The sequence below is a fragment of the Kushneria avicenniae genome (assembly GCF_900112585.1).
Lineage (GTDB): Bacteria > Pseudomonadota > Gammaproteobacteria > Pseudomonadales > Halomonadaceae > Kushneria > Kushneria avicenniae.
This window is the reverse complement of sequence record NZ_FOLY01000005.1, coordinates 280,994-295,922: the sequence shown is the minus strand read 5'-3', so window position 1 is coordinate 295,922 and position 14,929 is coordinate 280,994. Positions and strand designations below refer to the sequence as shown.

Genomic DNA, 14,929 nt, shown 5'->3' with positions numbered 1-14,929 from the left:
GGGTGATCGCCTCCAATGCCCACCTGAACCTTATTCCCTGCCCTTTTACTCACGGAGCCCCACCATGGCCTTTGCGCTACATGAAAGACTGGCTGCCGATACCCTTGCAGTCGCCACGCTCGATCTCTGCGAGCTGCGCCTGATGAATGACGCCCGCTTTGTGTGGACGCTGTTGATTCCGCAGCGCGACAACATCCGCGAAAGCTTTGAACTGCCCGAGCACGAACGTGCCCTGCTATGGCAGGAAGTCGATCAGCTGAGCGCACTCATGATGCGTCACACCGGCGCCGACAAGATGAATATCGGCGCACTGGGCAACATGGTGCCCCAGCTGCACGTGCACGTGATTGCCAGAACGGATGGAGACGCTGCCTGGCCCGGGCCGGTCTGGGGTGTGGGCCAGGGACAGGCACTGGATGACGAGACCCGAGAGGCGCGGTTGACGATGCTGCAGACACTGGCAGCTGATATTGGAAGCTGACGGGGTCCTGATCATGGCCCCATGGCCCTGTTGGTGGACAGCGGCCCCTCTCCGAGACGCTCGGCGATGGCCGTGGTCAGTCGATCAAACTCGGCCACGTCAAGCCCCGCCCTGCCCCGCCAGCCCTTGAGCCGCAATTCACTGCCACGCGGGGCAGTGCCCACATGCGCCTCGACCCGCCACTCGGGACGCGACGCGTAGCTGGCCCGGATATCGCCGAGCGCGTGATCGCCATAGACAATCACGAAACCACGTTCGGCCAGTGACGCCATGGTGGCCTGCATGACCTGCTCGGGCGTGGCCCTGTAATACTCGAGACGCTCGGGGGGCGGGAGCGAGCCGGTCGTGGCACACCCGGCCAGTACACTCAGCAACAACAGCACCATGATGCCCATCCGGCTGCGGCGCACGATCGCCGTATTGAAGCGTTTCATGGGGTGCCTCCTGAAGACGTCAGCGCCTGCTCGATAGCGGCATGTGTCTGCTGACAGAAGGGTTCCGGCGAGGCCTGCCGGGCGTCGATGATAAAACCGTCCGGTGATACAACCGTCATGCTGCGCACGGCCAGATAACGCTGGCCATCGGCACTGACCGATACCCGCTCAATGCTGTAGGGATCCGAGCGAAAGACATCAAAGGGATCTCCGAATCCGTAGCCCAGTGCGACGCCACGACGGCGACTGCCGAACCATCCCATGCCGCCACTGCGCCAGAGCCGGGTCGCTCCCAGCCCGGGCTGGCGCCGAGTGCGCTCGGCGCTGACCAGCCCCAGCTCGACATCGCTGGCCCGGACCTCATACCCCTGCGATTCAAGCGCGCTGGCAATGGCGCGGACCTGGGTCAGGCGCGTACCGCGATAAGCGGCGTAGCACGCTTCAGGCACAGCCTGTTCGTTGATGCCCAAAGGCTGCGCAGAAGGCAGTGAGGTGCAGCCTGCCAGCACGGCACCGAGCAGTGAGATCTTCGCAAGCGAGGAAATAAATGACATGGCGCGCCCCTCTGTGAAATGTCCCTGACCCCCGAAGGTGATCATGTGGGAGAAAGGCGCCGAACCGCTGCCCTTTCACCATGACAGTAGAGCGAATATCAGGGTACCGCAATATCGACCTACGGCTCAGCGCGATGACGCCGGTATGATGACGCCAACATGTTTGTTGCCCGCGTCTCGCGCGGCCGGCGCATCCGTGAATTCGTGATGGGCGTGCTGTTCGTGCCGGCCGGGTTCAACTTCATCTGGATGACCTTTTTTGGCGACGGTGCCATCCACATGATCGCCAATGAGGGACTGGGCCAGCTTGCCGACGCCGTCAACGAAAGCAGCTCGATCGCCCTGTTTGAATTTTTGAACCTGCTGCCGCTGTCGGCTGTGACCTCCTTTATCGCCGTGTTGCTGGTGGCCACCTTTTTTGTGACCTCGGCGGACTCGGGAGCGCTGGTCATGGACCTTCTGACCTCCAGGGAAGGCGATGACTCCCCCGTGCTGCAGCGCGTGTTCTGGGCGGTCAGTGCCGGAGTATCGGCCATTGCCCTGCTGATGGCCGGCGGCCTTCAGGCACTTCAGGCCGCCTCGCTGCTGGCGGCGTTGCCCTTCTCGATCATTTTGATGTTCATCTGCCATGGGCTGCTCAAGGCGCTCAAGGTCGAGGCCATCAAACAGGACAGTCTGCGCCACCTGATGAACACGCCCGGAAACGTGTCACGGGTCGCCGCCGGCAACACGCCCGGCAGGACCGACTACTGGCAGACGCGTCTGCAAACGCTGGTGACCTCACCGCGCAGGCAGCAGGTCTCGACGTTTTTACATGACACTGCCGAGGTGGCCATGAAAGAGGTCGGCGAGGAGTTCGAGAAACAGTCGCTGGATATCAGAATTACCGACGAGGACGATCGCTGCTATCTGCGCGTGGATCACGGCGAGGAGAACGACTTTGTCTATGGCGTACGCATCCGCCGCTACGCCGCCCCCTCCTTTGCCATGAGCGGCATGCGACAGCGGGATATCTCAAGAGACAACAACGACTACCGTGCCGAGGTCTTTCTGCGCGAAGGCGGGCAGAAATACAACATCATGGGCTACACAAAGCAGCAGGTGATCGGTGACATTCTCGATCAGTACGAGAAACACCTGCACTTTCTGCACATCATGCGCTAGCCCCATGATGGCTACTGACAACAGGCGCTACTGACCACAGCGCCCGCACATTCCGTGCGGGCGCTGTTGTATCCGCACGACAGGTGCCATTGGTCGTCGTCATGCCTGTCGGGCTATGCTCATGAACCACAGTCCCTGCCGGAGAGTCTGCATGCACATTCTGATTGCCCCCGACAGCTTCAAGGATGCCCTGAGCGCCACTGACGCTGCGAACGCCATTGCCGCCGGGGTCCGCCAGGCAGCGCCGGAGGCTGAACTGACCCTGTGCCCGCTGGGCGACGGGGGCGAAGGCACGCTCGAAGCGCTCCTGACCGCCAGCGGTGCGCAGGCGCGCCGCCTTGAGGTTCATGACGCTTTAAACCGCCCGCGTACGGCGCAATGGGGCTGGATCGCCAGCCGCCGCACCGCCATTGTGGAGCTGGCCGAAGCCAGCGGCCTGCAGCATCTGACGTCTGATGAACGCGACGCCCTGCAGACCACCACCTCTGGTGTGGGCGAGCTGATTCATGCCGCGCTGGAAGCCGGCGCCGAACACCTGATCCTGACCCTGGGCGGCAGCGCCACCAATGATGGCGGCGCCGGCATGATGAGCGCCCTCGGCGCACGCTTTCTGGACAACAACGATCAACCTCTCGAACCCGGCGGTGCCGCGCTAGCCGGACTTGCCCGCATTGATCTTTCAAACCTCGACCCGCGCCTTGAAGGGCTCACGGTCGAGGCCGCCGTGGATGTGAACAATCCGCTGTGCGGCGATGAGGGCGCCAGCGCCATCTTCGGCCCGCAAAAGGGCGCTACCCGGAAGCAGGTGGCTCAGCTCGATCGCGCTCTGGCACAACTGGCGGACGTCATGGCTCGAGCCACCGGTCAGGATCACCGCGACACGCCCGGCGCCGGCGCGGCCGGCGGCATGGGCTTTGCCGCGCTGGCCTTTTTAAACGCCACGCTGCGCCCGGGTATCGAGCTTGTGATGGAACAGGTCGATTTTGAGCAGGCACTCAAGCGCACGGATCTGGTGATCACTGGCGAGGGACGACTGGACGGTCAGAGCCTTTCAGGCAAGACACCGATCGGCGTCTCACGAGCCGCCCAACGTCAGGGGGTGCCCTGCGTGGTACTGGCCGGCAAGCTGGACAGCGGCTGGGAGAAGGCGCTGGCGGAAGGCGTGACTGCCGCCCTTGCGCTGGCCGACGGACCGATGGGGCTGGAGGAGGCGCTCGAGCGCACGCCCGAACTTCTAACGGCGCGCTGCGCCTCGATCGTTCGGCTGTGGCAGCACGGGCGCTGAGTGTCGCCGCGCGCTACTCCTCATCAAAGCGCAGCGTGCCGGAGGCGTCTTGCGATGGCGCAAACGGGGGGTGGCGTTCACGGCCCTGCGCCTCCTGGGCGTCGCGCCCGCTTTGGGCGCTCTCTCGAACGCTTTCCGGCCAGGCCTTGCGGTTGCGCACGCCCAGCGCGTTGAGCCGTCCAGCCTGGGCGATCAGGCTGCCCTGCCCGTCACGCAGACGGTTCATTGCCTGACGATGGCTGCTGGTGGCGCGCTCAAGCTGCGTGCCGACCTCCTCCATGCTGGTCACAAAGCCGTGGCACTTTTCCAGCAGTTTCTCGGCACGGGCGACAATGTCGCGGGCGTTGTCGTTCTGGCGCTCCAGTCGCCACAGCCCGGCCACCGTGCGCAGACTGGCCAGCAGTGTAGAGGGCGTCACCAGCACCACATGGCGATCGAAGGCTTCGTGGAAAAGGCGGTCATCGTGTTCAAACACGGCGGCAAAGGCCGGCTCGATTGGCATGAACAAAAACACCATGTCCGGTGCGTTAAGCCCGGGCAGGCGCGCATAGCCCTTGTCGGACAGTGTCTCGATGTGGCTTCGCACTGAGCGCAGGTGCCGACGCATCGCCTGCTCGCGCACCGCATCGCTGTCGGCGGCCACTACCTCGCCCCAGGCCGTCAGCGATACCTTGGCGTCGATGATCAGATGGCGCGACTCGGGCAGGTAGATCACGGCGTCCGGGCGTGATCGCCCCTGGTCATGGGTCAGCACCACCTCGCGCTCGTACTCGATGCCCTGTCGCAGCCCGGAGCGCTCCAGCACCCGCTCCAGAATCAGCTCGCCCCAGTTGCCCTGCGACTTGCTGTCGCCCTTGAGCGCCCGGGTCAGATTGCTGGCGTCCTCGCTCATCCGGCGATTGAGCCCGGCCAGATACTCAAGCTGGGTGGTGAGCTGGGTACGGCCCTGCTGCTGCTCGCCGTGCAGGGTTTCAAGGCGGGCGCGGAACTGCTCGATCTGCTCGCGCACCGGCGCCATCAGGGCGCTGACACTTTCCCGGGAGTGGCGGGAAAACTGCTGCTGGCGCTCGTCAAAGATACGCCCGGCCAACCGTTCGAATTCGTGGGTCAGCTCCTGGCGCGCGTTGCCCAGAAGGCTCAGGCGCTCTTCGAAATGGGCCGTATCGCGCTGCTTTTCCACTTCCAGACGCGTGGTGCGCTCGCGGTAGTCCGAAAGCGCCTCGCTCACTTCCGCCAGGCGCTGCTCGCGCTGCAATAGCTGCGCTCGCAGCTCGTGCGTGTGGGTCTGCTCCCGCTCGAGCAGCGCCTCGCGCTCGGCCAGCATGCGTTCGGTTTCCCCGATCTGCTCGTTCAGGCGTTCGTTGTCCTCTTCAAGGGTTGCCACCAGCGCCTGTCGCCTGCGCCCCTGCCACCACAGGGCAGCGGCTGCGGCCATGGCAAGTGTCATCACCATCAGGGAAATCAGCAGAGCACTATTCATCAAGCACCATATTCATCAAGCCCCCTTCATGACAGGTAAGCTTTCGAGGACACCGAACATAACGAGGCGCCAGCTTAAACGAGCCCGGAAGGCAGTGCACCCGTCACCGGGCGGCTGGATCAGCAGTTGGCGCATGCACGATGGCCAGGTGACGTCTACGCTTGTGTCACGGTTTTCATAGCGGCCTAACCATGAGGCCCTGCTTTATAAATCCGCTGATCAAGGAGGTAATGTCCATATGGAAACAATCCAGCTCCCCAACAGTGACCTGAAGCCGTCACGCATCGCACTGGGCACCTGGGCCATCGGTGGCTGGAAATGGGGCGGTACCGACGAGAAACAGTCGATTGCCACCGTCCAGAGTGCCATTGAGCGCGGCATTACCTGCATCGACACCGCCGCCGTGTATGGTTTCGGCGAGTCCGAGCGTCTGGTCGGCAAGGCGCTCAAGGAAGGCGGCATTCGCGATCAGGCAGTGCTGGCCACCAAATGCGGGCTGAACTGGAACGATGACGGCCCGTATCGCGATGCCAGCCGCTCGCGCATCGAGCAGGAGATCAACGACAGTCTCAAGCGGTTGCAGACCGATTACATTGATCTGTATCAGCTGCACTGGCCGGACCCGACCGTGGACATCGAGGAAGCCGCCACGGTACTGCGCGAGCTGAAGGACAGCGGCAAGATCCGCGCCGTGGGTGTGTCCAACTTCTCGGTTGAGCAGATGCGCGAGTTCGAGCAGATCTGCCCGCTATCCACCATGCAGCCGCCCTACAACCTGTTCGAGCGCGAGATCGAACGCGACACTCTGCCGGCCATTCGCGAGGACGGCATCGGCACCCTGACCTACGGTGCCCTGTGCCGTGGTCTGCTCTCGGGCAAGATGAATCGCGATACCCGCTTTGAAGGCGACGATCTGCGCAACAGCGATCCCAAGTTTCAATCGCCGCGCTTTGAGCAGTACATCAGCGCCGTCGAGAAACTCGACGCCTACGCCCGCGAGCATTACGACAAGCGCGTACTGCATCTGGCCCTGCGCTGGCTACTCGATCAGCCCGGCGTCTCGGTCGCGCTGTGGGGTGCCCGCCGCCCGGACCAGCTTGACCCGACCAACGAGGTCATGGGCTGGTCGCTCAATGATCAGGCCATGCGCGACATCGACGCCATCCTCTCGGCGTGCATTACCGACCCGGTCGGGCCGGAGTTCATGGCGCCGCCGACGAGGAACGAGGCATAAGGCGGCATGAAGGTGTTGCTGGAAAGGATGGCACCGCCGACGAGGAACGAAGCATAAGGCGGCATGAAGGTGTTGCTGGAAAGGATGGCGCCGCCGACGAGGAACGAAGCGTAAGGCGGCATGACGGTGTTGCTGGAAAGGATGGCGCCGCCGACGAGAAACGAAGCATGAAACATGAGGCGCTGTCGGCATGATGCGGACAGCGCCTCTTGAAAGACCTTCCTGTCGGCCGCAGGTCAACGGGAAGGCAAACATCACATGAACCACCAAAGGAATGGGGGAATCACATGAGTCAGGATCTGATGGGTGTCCGCGTTGCCATCATGGCCACCGACGGTTTTGAAGAGTCCGAGCTGGCCGTCCCGCAGGCGACGCTGGCCGCCGAGGGCGTTGAAGTCCATATCGTATCCCCCGAGCGCGGCACCATCCGTGCCTGGGCCGAAACCCAGTGGGGCGAAGACTATTCGGTCGACAAGAGCCTTGATGAGGTCAGCTCGCATGACTATCAGGCACTGGTCCTGCCGGGCGGCGTACTCAACCCGGACCACCTGCGTACCAACGAAAAGGCACTGACCTTTGCCCGCGGCTTTTTTGATGAAGGCAAGCCGGTCGGTGCCATCTGTCACGCTGCCTGGACGCTGATCAACGCAGGCGTCGTTGACGGTCGCCGCATGACCTCGGTTCCGGCACTGCGCAAGGATCTGGAAAACGCCGGCGCGAAGTGGGAAGACAGTGAAGTCGTCTGCGACAGTGCCTTTGTCACCAGTCGCCTGCCGAAGGATCTGGATGCCTTCTGCAGCAAGCTGATCGAAGAGATTCATGAAGGCCGTCATCGCAAGCAGCACGCGTAAGACGAGCTCTGTACCCGATATCCACTGTCCAGAATAAGGAGTGTTCTGACATGAGCGAACTGAAAGGCACAAAGGTCGCCATTCTGGCCACCGACGGTTTCGAAGAGTCCGAGCTTGCCTCGCCCAAAAAGGCGCTGGAAGCACAGAGCATCGACGTGCACGTGGTGTCACTCAAAAAGCATGGCATCAAGGCATGGGCGGAAACCGACTGGGGTGACGAGTATCCGGTCGACAAGGTACTCGAGGAAGTCAGCGCCGATGACTACGATGCCCTGATGCTCCCGGGCGGTCACTTCAACCCGGACACGCTGCGTACCGACGAGAAGGCGCTGAGCTTTGTGCGCGATTTCTTCAAGGCCGGCAAGCCGGTCGGCGCGATCTGTCATGCGCCCTGGATTCTGATCAACGCCGAAGTGGTCGACGGCCGTCGCCTGACGTCCGTACCCACTATCGCGCAGGATCTGAAAAACGCCGGCGCCCAGTGGGAAGACAGCGAAGTCGTCTGTGACAGCGCACTGGTCACCAGCCGTACGCCGAAGGATCTCAATGCCTTCAACAACAAGCTGATCGAAGAGATCAAGGAAGGGCGTCACCGCAAGCAGCACGCCTGATACTGTCCTTTCGCGTGCTCACGCACGGAAGTTTATCTCTGCCGGCATCTCTTTTGAGATGCCGGTTTTTTGTGCGCTCACCTTGTCCTTGTGCGTTCTGCGCTCACTACAGAGCGCGCCCTGACGAGCGCTTCGCAATGGCGGTTCAGACCCTGCCCCAACGGGGTAGCCGTATCGCTTCATGCCGGGAACAATGCAACCATTTCCCCCCGCACTCATCAAAAAACAGGAATAACGTGACAGGAAGTCATTGATGCATATTGTTTTACTGGCGCTGGCGCTGATTCTGGTGGCGGCCGGCAGCGGCATTCTGGCGCGCTTCATGCCGCGCATTCCCCTGCCGATCCTGCAGATCGTCATCGGCGCGCTGCTGGCCTGGCTCAACACGCCGCTGGACATCAATCTGGAGCCCGAGACCTTCATGCTGCTGTTCGTGCCGCCGCTGCTGTTTGCCGATGCCTGGCAGTTTCCCCAGCGCGAGCTGACCTCGCTGCGCCACCCGATCATTGCGCTGGCCGTGGGACTGGTACTGTTTACCGTGGTAGGCGCCGGTTTTCTGATCCACTGGCTGCTGCCCAATCTGCCACTGGCCGTCTGCTTTGCGCTGGCCGCCATTCTCTCCCCTACCGATGCCGTGGCGGTATCGGCCATCTCCGGTCAACTGGGTATCCCACCGCGTTTGATGCATATTCTCGAAGGCGAGTCGCTGATGAACGACGCATCAGCTCTGGTGTCGCTCAAGTTTGCCGTCGCCGCGGCCATGACCGGCGCCTTCTCCTTTGGCCAGGTCAGCCTGCAGTTTGCTCTGATTACCTTTATCGGTATTTCGGTCGGCATTGCGCTGGCCTTTGTCTTCTCGACCATCCGCCGCAAGCTGATCGACAAACGCGGCACCGAATCCTCGACCGAAATTTTGCTGGTCATGCTGATGATCCCCTTCGCCGCCTACCTGATTGCCGAGCATTTCGATGGCTCGGGCATCATGGCTGCGGTGGCCGCTGGCATAACCATCAATCGCACCGAGCTCAAGCGCTACGCCCAGACCCGCACCCGCATGCAGATGAATCAGTTCTGGGAAATCCTGACCTTTCTGCTCAATGCAATGGTATTTCTGCTGCTGGGCCTGCAACTGCCCGACATCATCGGCGGCGCGATTCAGGTCTCTCTCAATAACGTCCGCAGCTTCAGTTCGTTGGAGCTGGTGTTTCATGTGGTGGTGATTTCGCTGTCGCTGATGCTGCTGCGCCTTTTCTGGATCATGGGGGCGGTCTATCTCTCGAGACTCTCGTCACGGCGACGGCGCAGCGCTCATGTGCCGCTGTCCGGTGGGGTCATGGCCGTAGGCACCCTCGCCGGCATCCGCGGCACCATTACGCTTGCCGCGGCGCTGTCGCTGCCGCTGGCACTGCCCAGCGGCGAGCCCTTCCCGGGGCGGGATCTGGTCATCTTTCTGGCCACCGGCGTCATTCTCTTCACGCTGCTGGTCGGCAGCGTTGCCCTGCCCCTGCTGTTGCGACGCATGGACAAGCCCGACGACAGCTGGCGCGACGAGGAGGTTCGTGTGGCGCGTCATGCCGCCTCCAGTGCCGCCATCGAGACGATCGAGGCGTGGCATGCCAACGCCGTGGAGACGCGCGACTCACAGCTGGAACGCTCGGTACTCACCGATACCAGTGCCCGGCTGATCAGCTATTACCGAAACCTGATGACCATTGATGACCGCCACTCGAGCTCCGAACGCCACGAGCTCGATCAGCGCTTTTCCCGCGAGATGCGTCTGGCAGCCCTGCGCGCCGAGCGGCGCGAATATTACCGCCTGCGCTCCGAGCATCAGATCGATGACGATACCCTGCGCCGGCTGGTGCGCGAGCTGGACCTGGTCGAGATGGCGCTTACCTCGAGGCCCAGACGCTGAGCCCCTGCCGGGCCGACAGCGCTACGCTGTCGGCACTGCTTTTACAGCCGGAAAATGCGCTATGCTGCGCTCCGCTTCGCATGACGCGCTTTTCCACCCCTGAATGATCCCGAGAAGCCATGGACGCCGTCTTTCTTGTACTGATACTGCTGCTGGTGGCCTCCGCTACCGGTGTTGCTGCCCGCTTTCTGCCCTCCCTGCCCACGCCGCTGGTGCAGATCGCCTTTGGTGCCCTGCTGGCGCTGCCGGGCATCAATCTGAACGTGGAGCTGGAACCCGAGCTCTTCATGCTGGTGTTCATCGCGCCGCTGCTGTTTGCCGATGCCAGACGCTTTCCCCAGCGCGAATTCATGGTGCTGCGCGGCCCGATACTGGCCCTGGCGCTGGGGCTGGTGCTCTTCACCGTGGTCGGCGTGGGCACCTTCATTCACTGGCTGCTTCCGGCGCTGCCGCTGCCGGTCTGCTTTGCCCTGGCCGCCATCCTGTCACCCACCGATGCCGTGGCGGTCTCGGCCATTTCGGGGCGTCTGCCGGTGCCTCACCGGCTGATGCGCATTCTGGAAGGCGAGTCGCTGATGAACGATGCCTCGGGACTGGTGGCCTTCAAGTTTGCCGTCGCCGCTGCCCTGACCGGCACCTTCTCGGTCGTGGACGCCACGTTCGGCTTTTTCATCATCTCTTTTGGCGGACTGCTGGTGGGCGCGGCGGTGGCGATTGTGTTCAACGTGATTCGTACCCGCCTGATCGAGCGCCATCTCGGTGAGGGGTCGACCATCCAGATCCTTCTACTGCTGCTGCTTCTGCCCTTTGCCGCCTATCTGCTGGCCGAACACTTTGGCATGTCCGGCATTCTGGCCGCGGTGGCCGCCGGCATGGTCATCAATCGCACGGACCTGAAGCGCGAGCATCAGATCAACATGCGCATGCAGACAAAAAGCGTGTGGGAGATGCTGGAGTTCACCCTCAACGCGCTGGTCTTTCTGCTGCTGGGCTTTCAGCTGCCGGATATCATCGGCGGCGCACTGGATCATTCGCTGCATGACGTGGGGGATTACGAGTTCCTGCGCCTTCTGGGCTATGTGGCGGTCATCTCGATTGCGCTGCTGCTGTCGCGGTTTGTCTGGATTTTCGGGGCGACCTGGCTTCAGCGTCTGTTCTCCAGGGAACATCGAGCGGCGCTGTCGATGCGGGTGATGCTGGCTGCGACCCTTGCCGGCATTCGCGGCACCATTACGCTGGCCGCGGCGCTGTCGTTGCCTCAGCTGATGAATGACGGCACGCCCTTCCCGGCGCGCGAGCTGCTGATCTTTCTGGCCACCGGTGTGATCATGTTCACTCTGATCACCGGCAGTATCGGCCTGCCGCTGGTGCTCAAGAATCTCGATCTGCCCCGCGATACCCACGAGTTCGAGGAGGAGCGCCGCGCTCGGATCGCCGCGGCCGAGGCGGCCATTCGGCGCATCGAGGACTTTCACCATCAGCGCGCGGAGGCCTTCACCCGCGAGTACCACAGCGAAGAGTTCATCATCGCCTTCAACGACATCAGTTCACAGCTGATGACCTGGTATCGCCAGCGCCTTGAGCTCGGCGACACCACCGTGCCCACGCCCCGACTCGAGGCCATCCGCTCGCTGGAGCGCGAAACCCGCGTGGAAGCGCTGCGTGCCGAACGGCGGGAGTACTATCGACTGCGCGGCAAACATCACATCAACGATGATGTGCTGAGAAAGCTGGTACGGGAGCTGGATCTGGCCGAAACGGCGTTGACCGGCGATACCGGCCACGCCCATCACTGAGCCCCGGCGTTCGCTCCAGAACGGAGCCCGTGCACAAAGGTATCGATGTCATCAAGCGCCGGCCCCAGCCAGCGCAGGGGCCAGGCCAGAGACGCAATCAGCGTGACGTGGCTGGTGTGATCAAGATAGTCCTCGGTCACCGCCACGCCGTGCGCCCGCAGAGCACGGGCCATGCCGGCCGTATTGCGCTCGGGATTGACCGTGGTATCGCGATGCGAGGCCAGAAGCAGCGCCGGCGGGGAGCGGTCGCTGACGTGTTCGATGGGCTGGGTATCACGAGACGTGTTCGGCCAGTCAAACACGGGGCGCGCGTCTGCGTTGGTGATCGGCAGGAAGTCATAGGGCCCCGCCAGGCCGATCCAGCCGGAGAGAATATCGGGTGACAGCGACTGCGCCGCCAGCCAGCGCGAATCCAGTGCCACCATGGCGGCGTTATAGGCGCCGGCGCTATGCCCCATGACAAAAAGCCGGTGCGGATCTCCCCCGTAGCGGGCGATATGGCGGTAGCTCCAGGCCAGCGCCTGCGCCGAGTCCTCGACAAAGCCCGGGTAGCGCACCTCGGGATAGAGCCGGTAGTCGGCCACGACCGTCACGATGCCGCGAGACGCCAGCGCCCGGCCGACAAAGCGATAGTCGCCCCGCTCCCCTTCCCGCCAGGTGCCGCCGTAGAAAAACACCACTACCGGTGCCCGGCCCTCGGCACCTTCCGGTTGATAGATGTCCAGTTGCTGGCGACTCGACTCGCCATAGGCGATCGACTCGACCGTCTGCGTCCGGCCGGCAGGCGTCAGGGCGTTGATGACCGCCACGCCCGAGCAGCCGCCCAGTAGCGGCATCCACAGCAGCAGACACCACCATCGCCATCGGCGCAGACGTGGATCCCGTGCTTTCAAAATGATCCTGTCACCTCATGAATGCATTGCAGCGCTGATTTGAACGTCGCAGCGCTGATTTGAACGTCGCAGCGCTGATTTGAACGTCGCAGCGCTGATTCGAACGCCGGGCGGCAGGACGCACCGCTACGGCAGGATAGCCTTGTGGTCGATGGGCAGCCAGGACGATACCAATGTCACCTGTCAGCCACTTGTTATAAAGAGGCAAGGCTGTATTGTCTGTGATGTGCTCTTCACAACAAGGATAAATACTCATGAGCCAGACCGCTTCCTCACGGGACGAGGATCACCCCTCGAGCGCGCTGCTGAGAGCCCTGCTGTTGCTGGATCGTGGACTGGGCCTGATCGAACGAACCATTGTTGCCGGCAGCATCCTCGTCATGGCGCTTTTGATGAGTGCGCATGTCGTGGGCAGCATTACCCTGGGTCAGGGCATCACCGGGACGTATGAAATGACCGAGATGCTGATCGTGATCATCACTTTCGTGGGCGTGGGCTACGCCGCCCGTCACGCCCGCCATATCAGCATGTCGGCCATTTATGAGCAGCTTGGCGATCAGCGCCGCAAGGCCCTTCTGATGCTGATCTGTCTGGGAACGGCGCTTTTGATGTTCTACTTCAGCTACAAATCCATCGAGTACGTCATCACCCTCCATGACCGCGGCCGCACCAGCGCCTCGCTGCAGATGCCGCTCTGGATCGTTTACCTCGCCCTGCCCATCGGGTTTGCGCTCGCCGGCATCCAGTATGTTCTGACCCTCGTTCGTAACCTGACAAGCCCCGGTATCTGGCGCTCCCTCACGGAAAAAGAGGATTACAACGACGCCCCAATGCCCGACAGTGACGCCAAAAGCGACGATGCGGCGCGCGATTGATCACCGTCCACCGAACATTGGCAACAACAACATGACAGGAAGGCGAGGGAAGAGATCATGCTGACAGGGCTTGGTGTGCTCATGCTCGTGCTGCTGCTTCTGGGATTTCCCATGATGGTCCCCCTGGCGGCCGGCACACTGTATATGATGTTTACCGGAATGACCTTTTTTGGTCCGGATCAGGCGGTCAGCTGGATGATCAATGGCGTCGGCAGCTGGGTACTGGCCGCCGTCCCCATGTTCATCTTTGCCGCAGACATTCTGACCAAGGGCCATACGGCCAATCGCCTGCTGGATGTGGTGGATACCTTTACCCGCCATCTGCGCGGCGGTCTGCCCATCACCACCGCCGCATCCTGTGCCCTCTTTGGCGCCGTCTCGGGTTCGACCCAGGCGACCGTGGTGGCCATGGGCGGGCCGATGCGCCCTCGACTGCTCAGGAAGGGATATTCCGATGCCTTCACGCTGGCACTGATCATCAATGCCAGTGACGTCGCGCTGCTGATACCACCCAGCATCGGCTTCATCATCTATGGCGTGGCGATGCAGACCTCGATCGGCGATCTTTTCCTGGCCGGTATCCTGCCGGGACTTCTGATCATGGTGATGTTTTCACTCTACTGCTGGATCGACGCTCGCCTGAAGGGCATCACCCCGGATCCGAAGGCCTCGTGGCACGAGCGAGGGCGTGCCCTGCGTCGCGTGATCCTGCCGCTGGGCTTCCCGATTCTGGTGGTCGGCGGTATCTACGGGGGATTTTTCAGCGCTGTGGAAGCCTCGGCCGTGGCAGTGGCCTATGCCCTGCTGCTGGAAGTGGTGATCTATCGTCAGGTCAAAATTCGCGATCTGGGCAGTCTGGCCCTCTCGACCGGCATGATTACCGCCGTGGTCTTTATTCTGGTGGCGATCGGCGCAGCCTTTTCCCAGGCACTCGCCACGGCCGGCATTCCTCAGCAGATTCTGGGGCCGATCATCGATGGTATCGGCGACAGCCAGTTTCTGGCACTGCTGCTGATTGCCGCGGCCTTTTTCATCGGCTGCATGTTTGTCGACCCCATCGTGGTGATTCTGATTCTGGTGCCCATCTTCAAGCCGCTGGTACAGTCGACCGGGCTGGACCCGGTGCACGTCGGCGTCATCGTGACCCTGCAGGCGGCCATCGGCTCGGCCACACCGCCCTTTGGCTGCGACATCTTTACGGCCATCGCCGTTTTTCGCCGGCCCTATCTGGAGGTCATTCGAGGTACGCCGCCCTTTATTCTCATCCTGCTACTGGCCACGCTGATCCTGATTGTCTTCCCACAGATCTCGCTGCTGCTGCCCTCGCTGGGCGGTGACTGAACGCGCGACTGACGT

Annotated in this window: 16 protein-coding genes; 10 read left to right on the top strand and 6 right to left on the bottom strand. The window is 62.4% G+C overall.

Annotated elements, in window-relative coordinates; translation table 11 throughout:
- Window positions 1–64 precede the first annotated feature (64 nt).
- A complete protein-coding gene (locus BM079_RS13005) occupies window positions 65–481 on the top strand; it encodes an HIT domain-containing protein (protein WP_090134797.1) in 417 nt (138 codons plus the stop codon).
- Between the two features lie 11 nt (window positions 482–492).
- Here the strand turns inward: BM079_RS13005 and BM079_RS13000 are convergent, their stop codons facing one another.
- Both BM079_RS13000 and BM079_RS12995 read right to left on the bottom strand, forming a co-directional pair.
- Window positions 493–915: a hypothetical protein gene (locus BM079_RS13000; RefSeq protein WP_090134795.1), complete on the bottom strand. Its 423-nt coding sequence runs from the start codon at window positions 913–915 to the stop codon at window positions 493–495.
- Window positions 912–1,469, bottom strand: a complete 558-nt coding sequence (locus tag BM079_RS12995; RefSeq protein ID WP_139215311.1) for a hypothetical protein — start codon at window positions 1,467–1,469, stop codon at window positions 912–914. The genes BM079_RS13000 and BM079_RS12995 overlap by 4 nt, the downstream gene beginning before the upstream one ends.
- A gap of 159 nt (window positions 1,470–1,628) precedes the next feature.
- Here BM079_RS12995 and BM079_RS12990 point away from each other — a divergent pair, with 159 nt between their 5' ends.
- Complete coding sequence (locus BM079_RS12990; protein ID WP_090134791.1) at window positions 1,629–2,633, top strand: BCCT family transporter; 1,005 nt, start codon at window positions 1,629–1,631, stop codon at window positions 2,631–2,633.
- A gap of 151 nt (window positions 2,634–2,784) precedes the next feature.
- Window positions 2,785–3,918 (top strand): glycerate kinase, encoded by a 1,134-nt coding sequence (locus tag BM079_RS12985; RefSeq protein ID WP_090134789.1) that lies wholly within the window; start codon window positions 2,785–2,787, stop codon window positions 3,916–3,918.
- Between the two features lie 13 nt (window positions 3,919–3,931).
- Here BM079_RS12985 and rmuC read toward each other — a convergent pair whose 3' ends face one another.
- Window positions 3,932–5,398, bottom strand: coding sequence for a DNA recombination protein RmuC (gene rmuC, locus BM079_RS12980; protein WP_245743038.1), 1,467 nt, complete (start codon window positions 5,396–5,398; stop codon window positions 3,932–3,934).
- Between the two features lie 238 nt (window positions 5,399–5,636).
- Between rmuC and BM079_RS12975 the strand changes: the two genes are divergently transcribed.
- The gene (locus BM079_RS12975) at window positions 5,637–6,632 is read left to right on the top strand and encodes an aldo/keto reductase (protein ID WP_090134787.1); all 996 of its coding nucleotides are present in this window, start codon (window positions 5,637–5,639) and stop codon (window positions 6,630–6,632) included.
- Here the strand turns inward: BM079_RS12975 and BM079_RS16640 are convergent.
- A complete protein-coding gene (locus BM079_RS16640) occupies window positions 6,536–6,808 on the bottom strand; it encodes a hypothetical protein (RefSeq protein WP_139215310.1) in 273 nt (90 codons plus the stop codon). The two genes, BM079_RS12975 and BM079_RS16640, sit on opposite strands and share 97 nt — an antisense overlap.
- Window positions 6,809–6,919: 111 nt before the next feature.
- Here BM079_RS16640 and BM079_RS12970 point away from each other — a divergent pair, with 111 nt between their 5' ends.
- The 4 genes from BM079_RS12970 (at window position 6,920) to BM079_RS12955 (ending at window position 11,805) form a co-directional block, all read left to right on the top strand.
- Window positions 6,920–7,483, top strand: coding sequence for a type 1 glutamine amidotransferase domain-containing protein (locus BM079_RS12970; RefSeq protein ID WP_090134785.1), 564 nt, complete (start codon window positions 6,920–6,922; stop codon window positions 7,481–7,483).
- A gap of 50 nt (window positions 7,484–7,533) precedes the next feature.
- Complete coding sequence (locus BM079_RS12965; RefSeq protein WP_090134783.1) at window positions 7,534–8,094, top strand: type 1 glutamine amidotransferase domain-containing protein; 561 nt, start codon at window positions 7,534–7,536, stop codon at window positions 8,092–8,094.
- Window positions 8,095–8,347: 253 nt separating this feature from the next.
- On the top strand, window positions 8,348–10,009 hold the full coding sequence (locus BM079_RS12960) for a Na+/H+ antiporter (RefSeq protein WP_090134781.1): 1,662 nt from the start codon (window positions 8,348–8,350) through the stop codon (window positions 10,007–10,009).
- Window positions 10,010–10,128: 119 nt separating this feature from the next.
- Window positions 10,129–11,805, top strand: a complete 1,677-nt coding sequence (locus BM079_RS12955; protein ID WP_090134779.1) for a Na+/H+ antiporter — start codon at window positions 10,129–10,131, stop codon at window positions 11,803–11,805.
- Here BM079_RS12955 and BM079_RS12950 read toward each other — a convergent pair.
- On the bottom strand, window positions 11,799–12,698 hold the full coding sequence (locus BM079_RS12950) for an alpha/beta hydrolase (protein ID WP_217639698.1): 900 nt from the start codon (window positions 12,696–12,698) through the stop codon (window positions 11,799–11,801). The two genes, BM079_RS12955 and BM079_RS12950, sit on opposite strands and share 7 nt — an antisense overlap.
- Window positions 12,699–12,708: 10 nt before the next feature.
- Complete coding sequence (locus BM079_RS16635; protein ID WP_139215309.1) at window positions 12,709–12,954, bottom strand: hypothetical protein; 246 nt, start codon at window positions 12,952–12,954, stop codon at window positions 12,709–12,711.
- On the opposite strand from BM079_RS16635, the gene BM079_RS12945 reads away from it, so the two are divergent.
- Together BM079_RS12945 and BM079_RS12940 are read left to right on the top strand one after the other, a co-directional pair.
- Window positions 12,953–13,573 (top strand): TRAP transporter small permease, encoded by a 621-nt coding sequence (locus BM079_RS12945; protein WP_090134777.1) that lies wholly within the window; start codon window positions 12,953–12,955, stop codon window positions 13,571–13,573. The genes BM079_RS16635 and BM079_RS12945 overlap by 2 nt on opposite strands.
- A 57-nt stretch (window positions 13,574–13,630) precedes the next feature.
- Complete coding sequence (locus tag BM079_RS12940) at window positions 13,631–14,914, top strand: TRAP transporter large permease (protein ID WP_090134775.1); 1,284 nt, start codon at window positions 13,631–13,633, stop codon at window positions 14,912–14,914.
- Window positions 14,915–14,929: the final 15 nt, after the last annotated feature.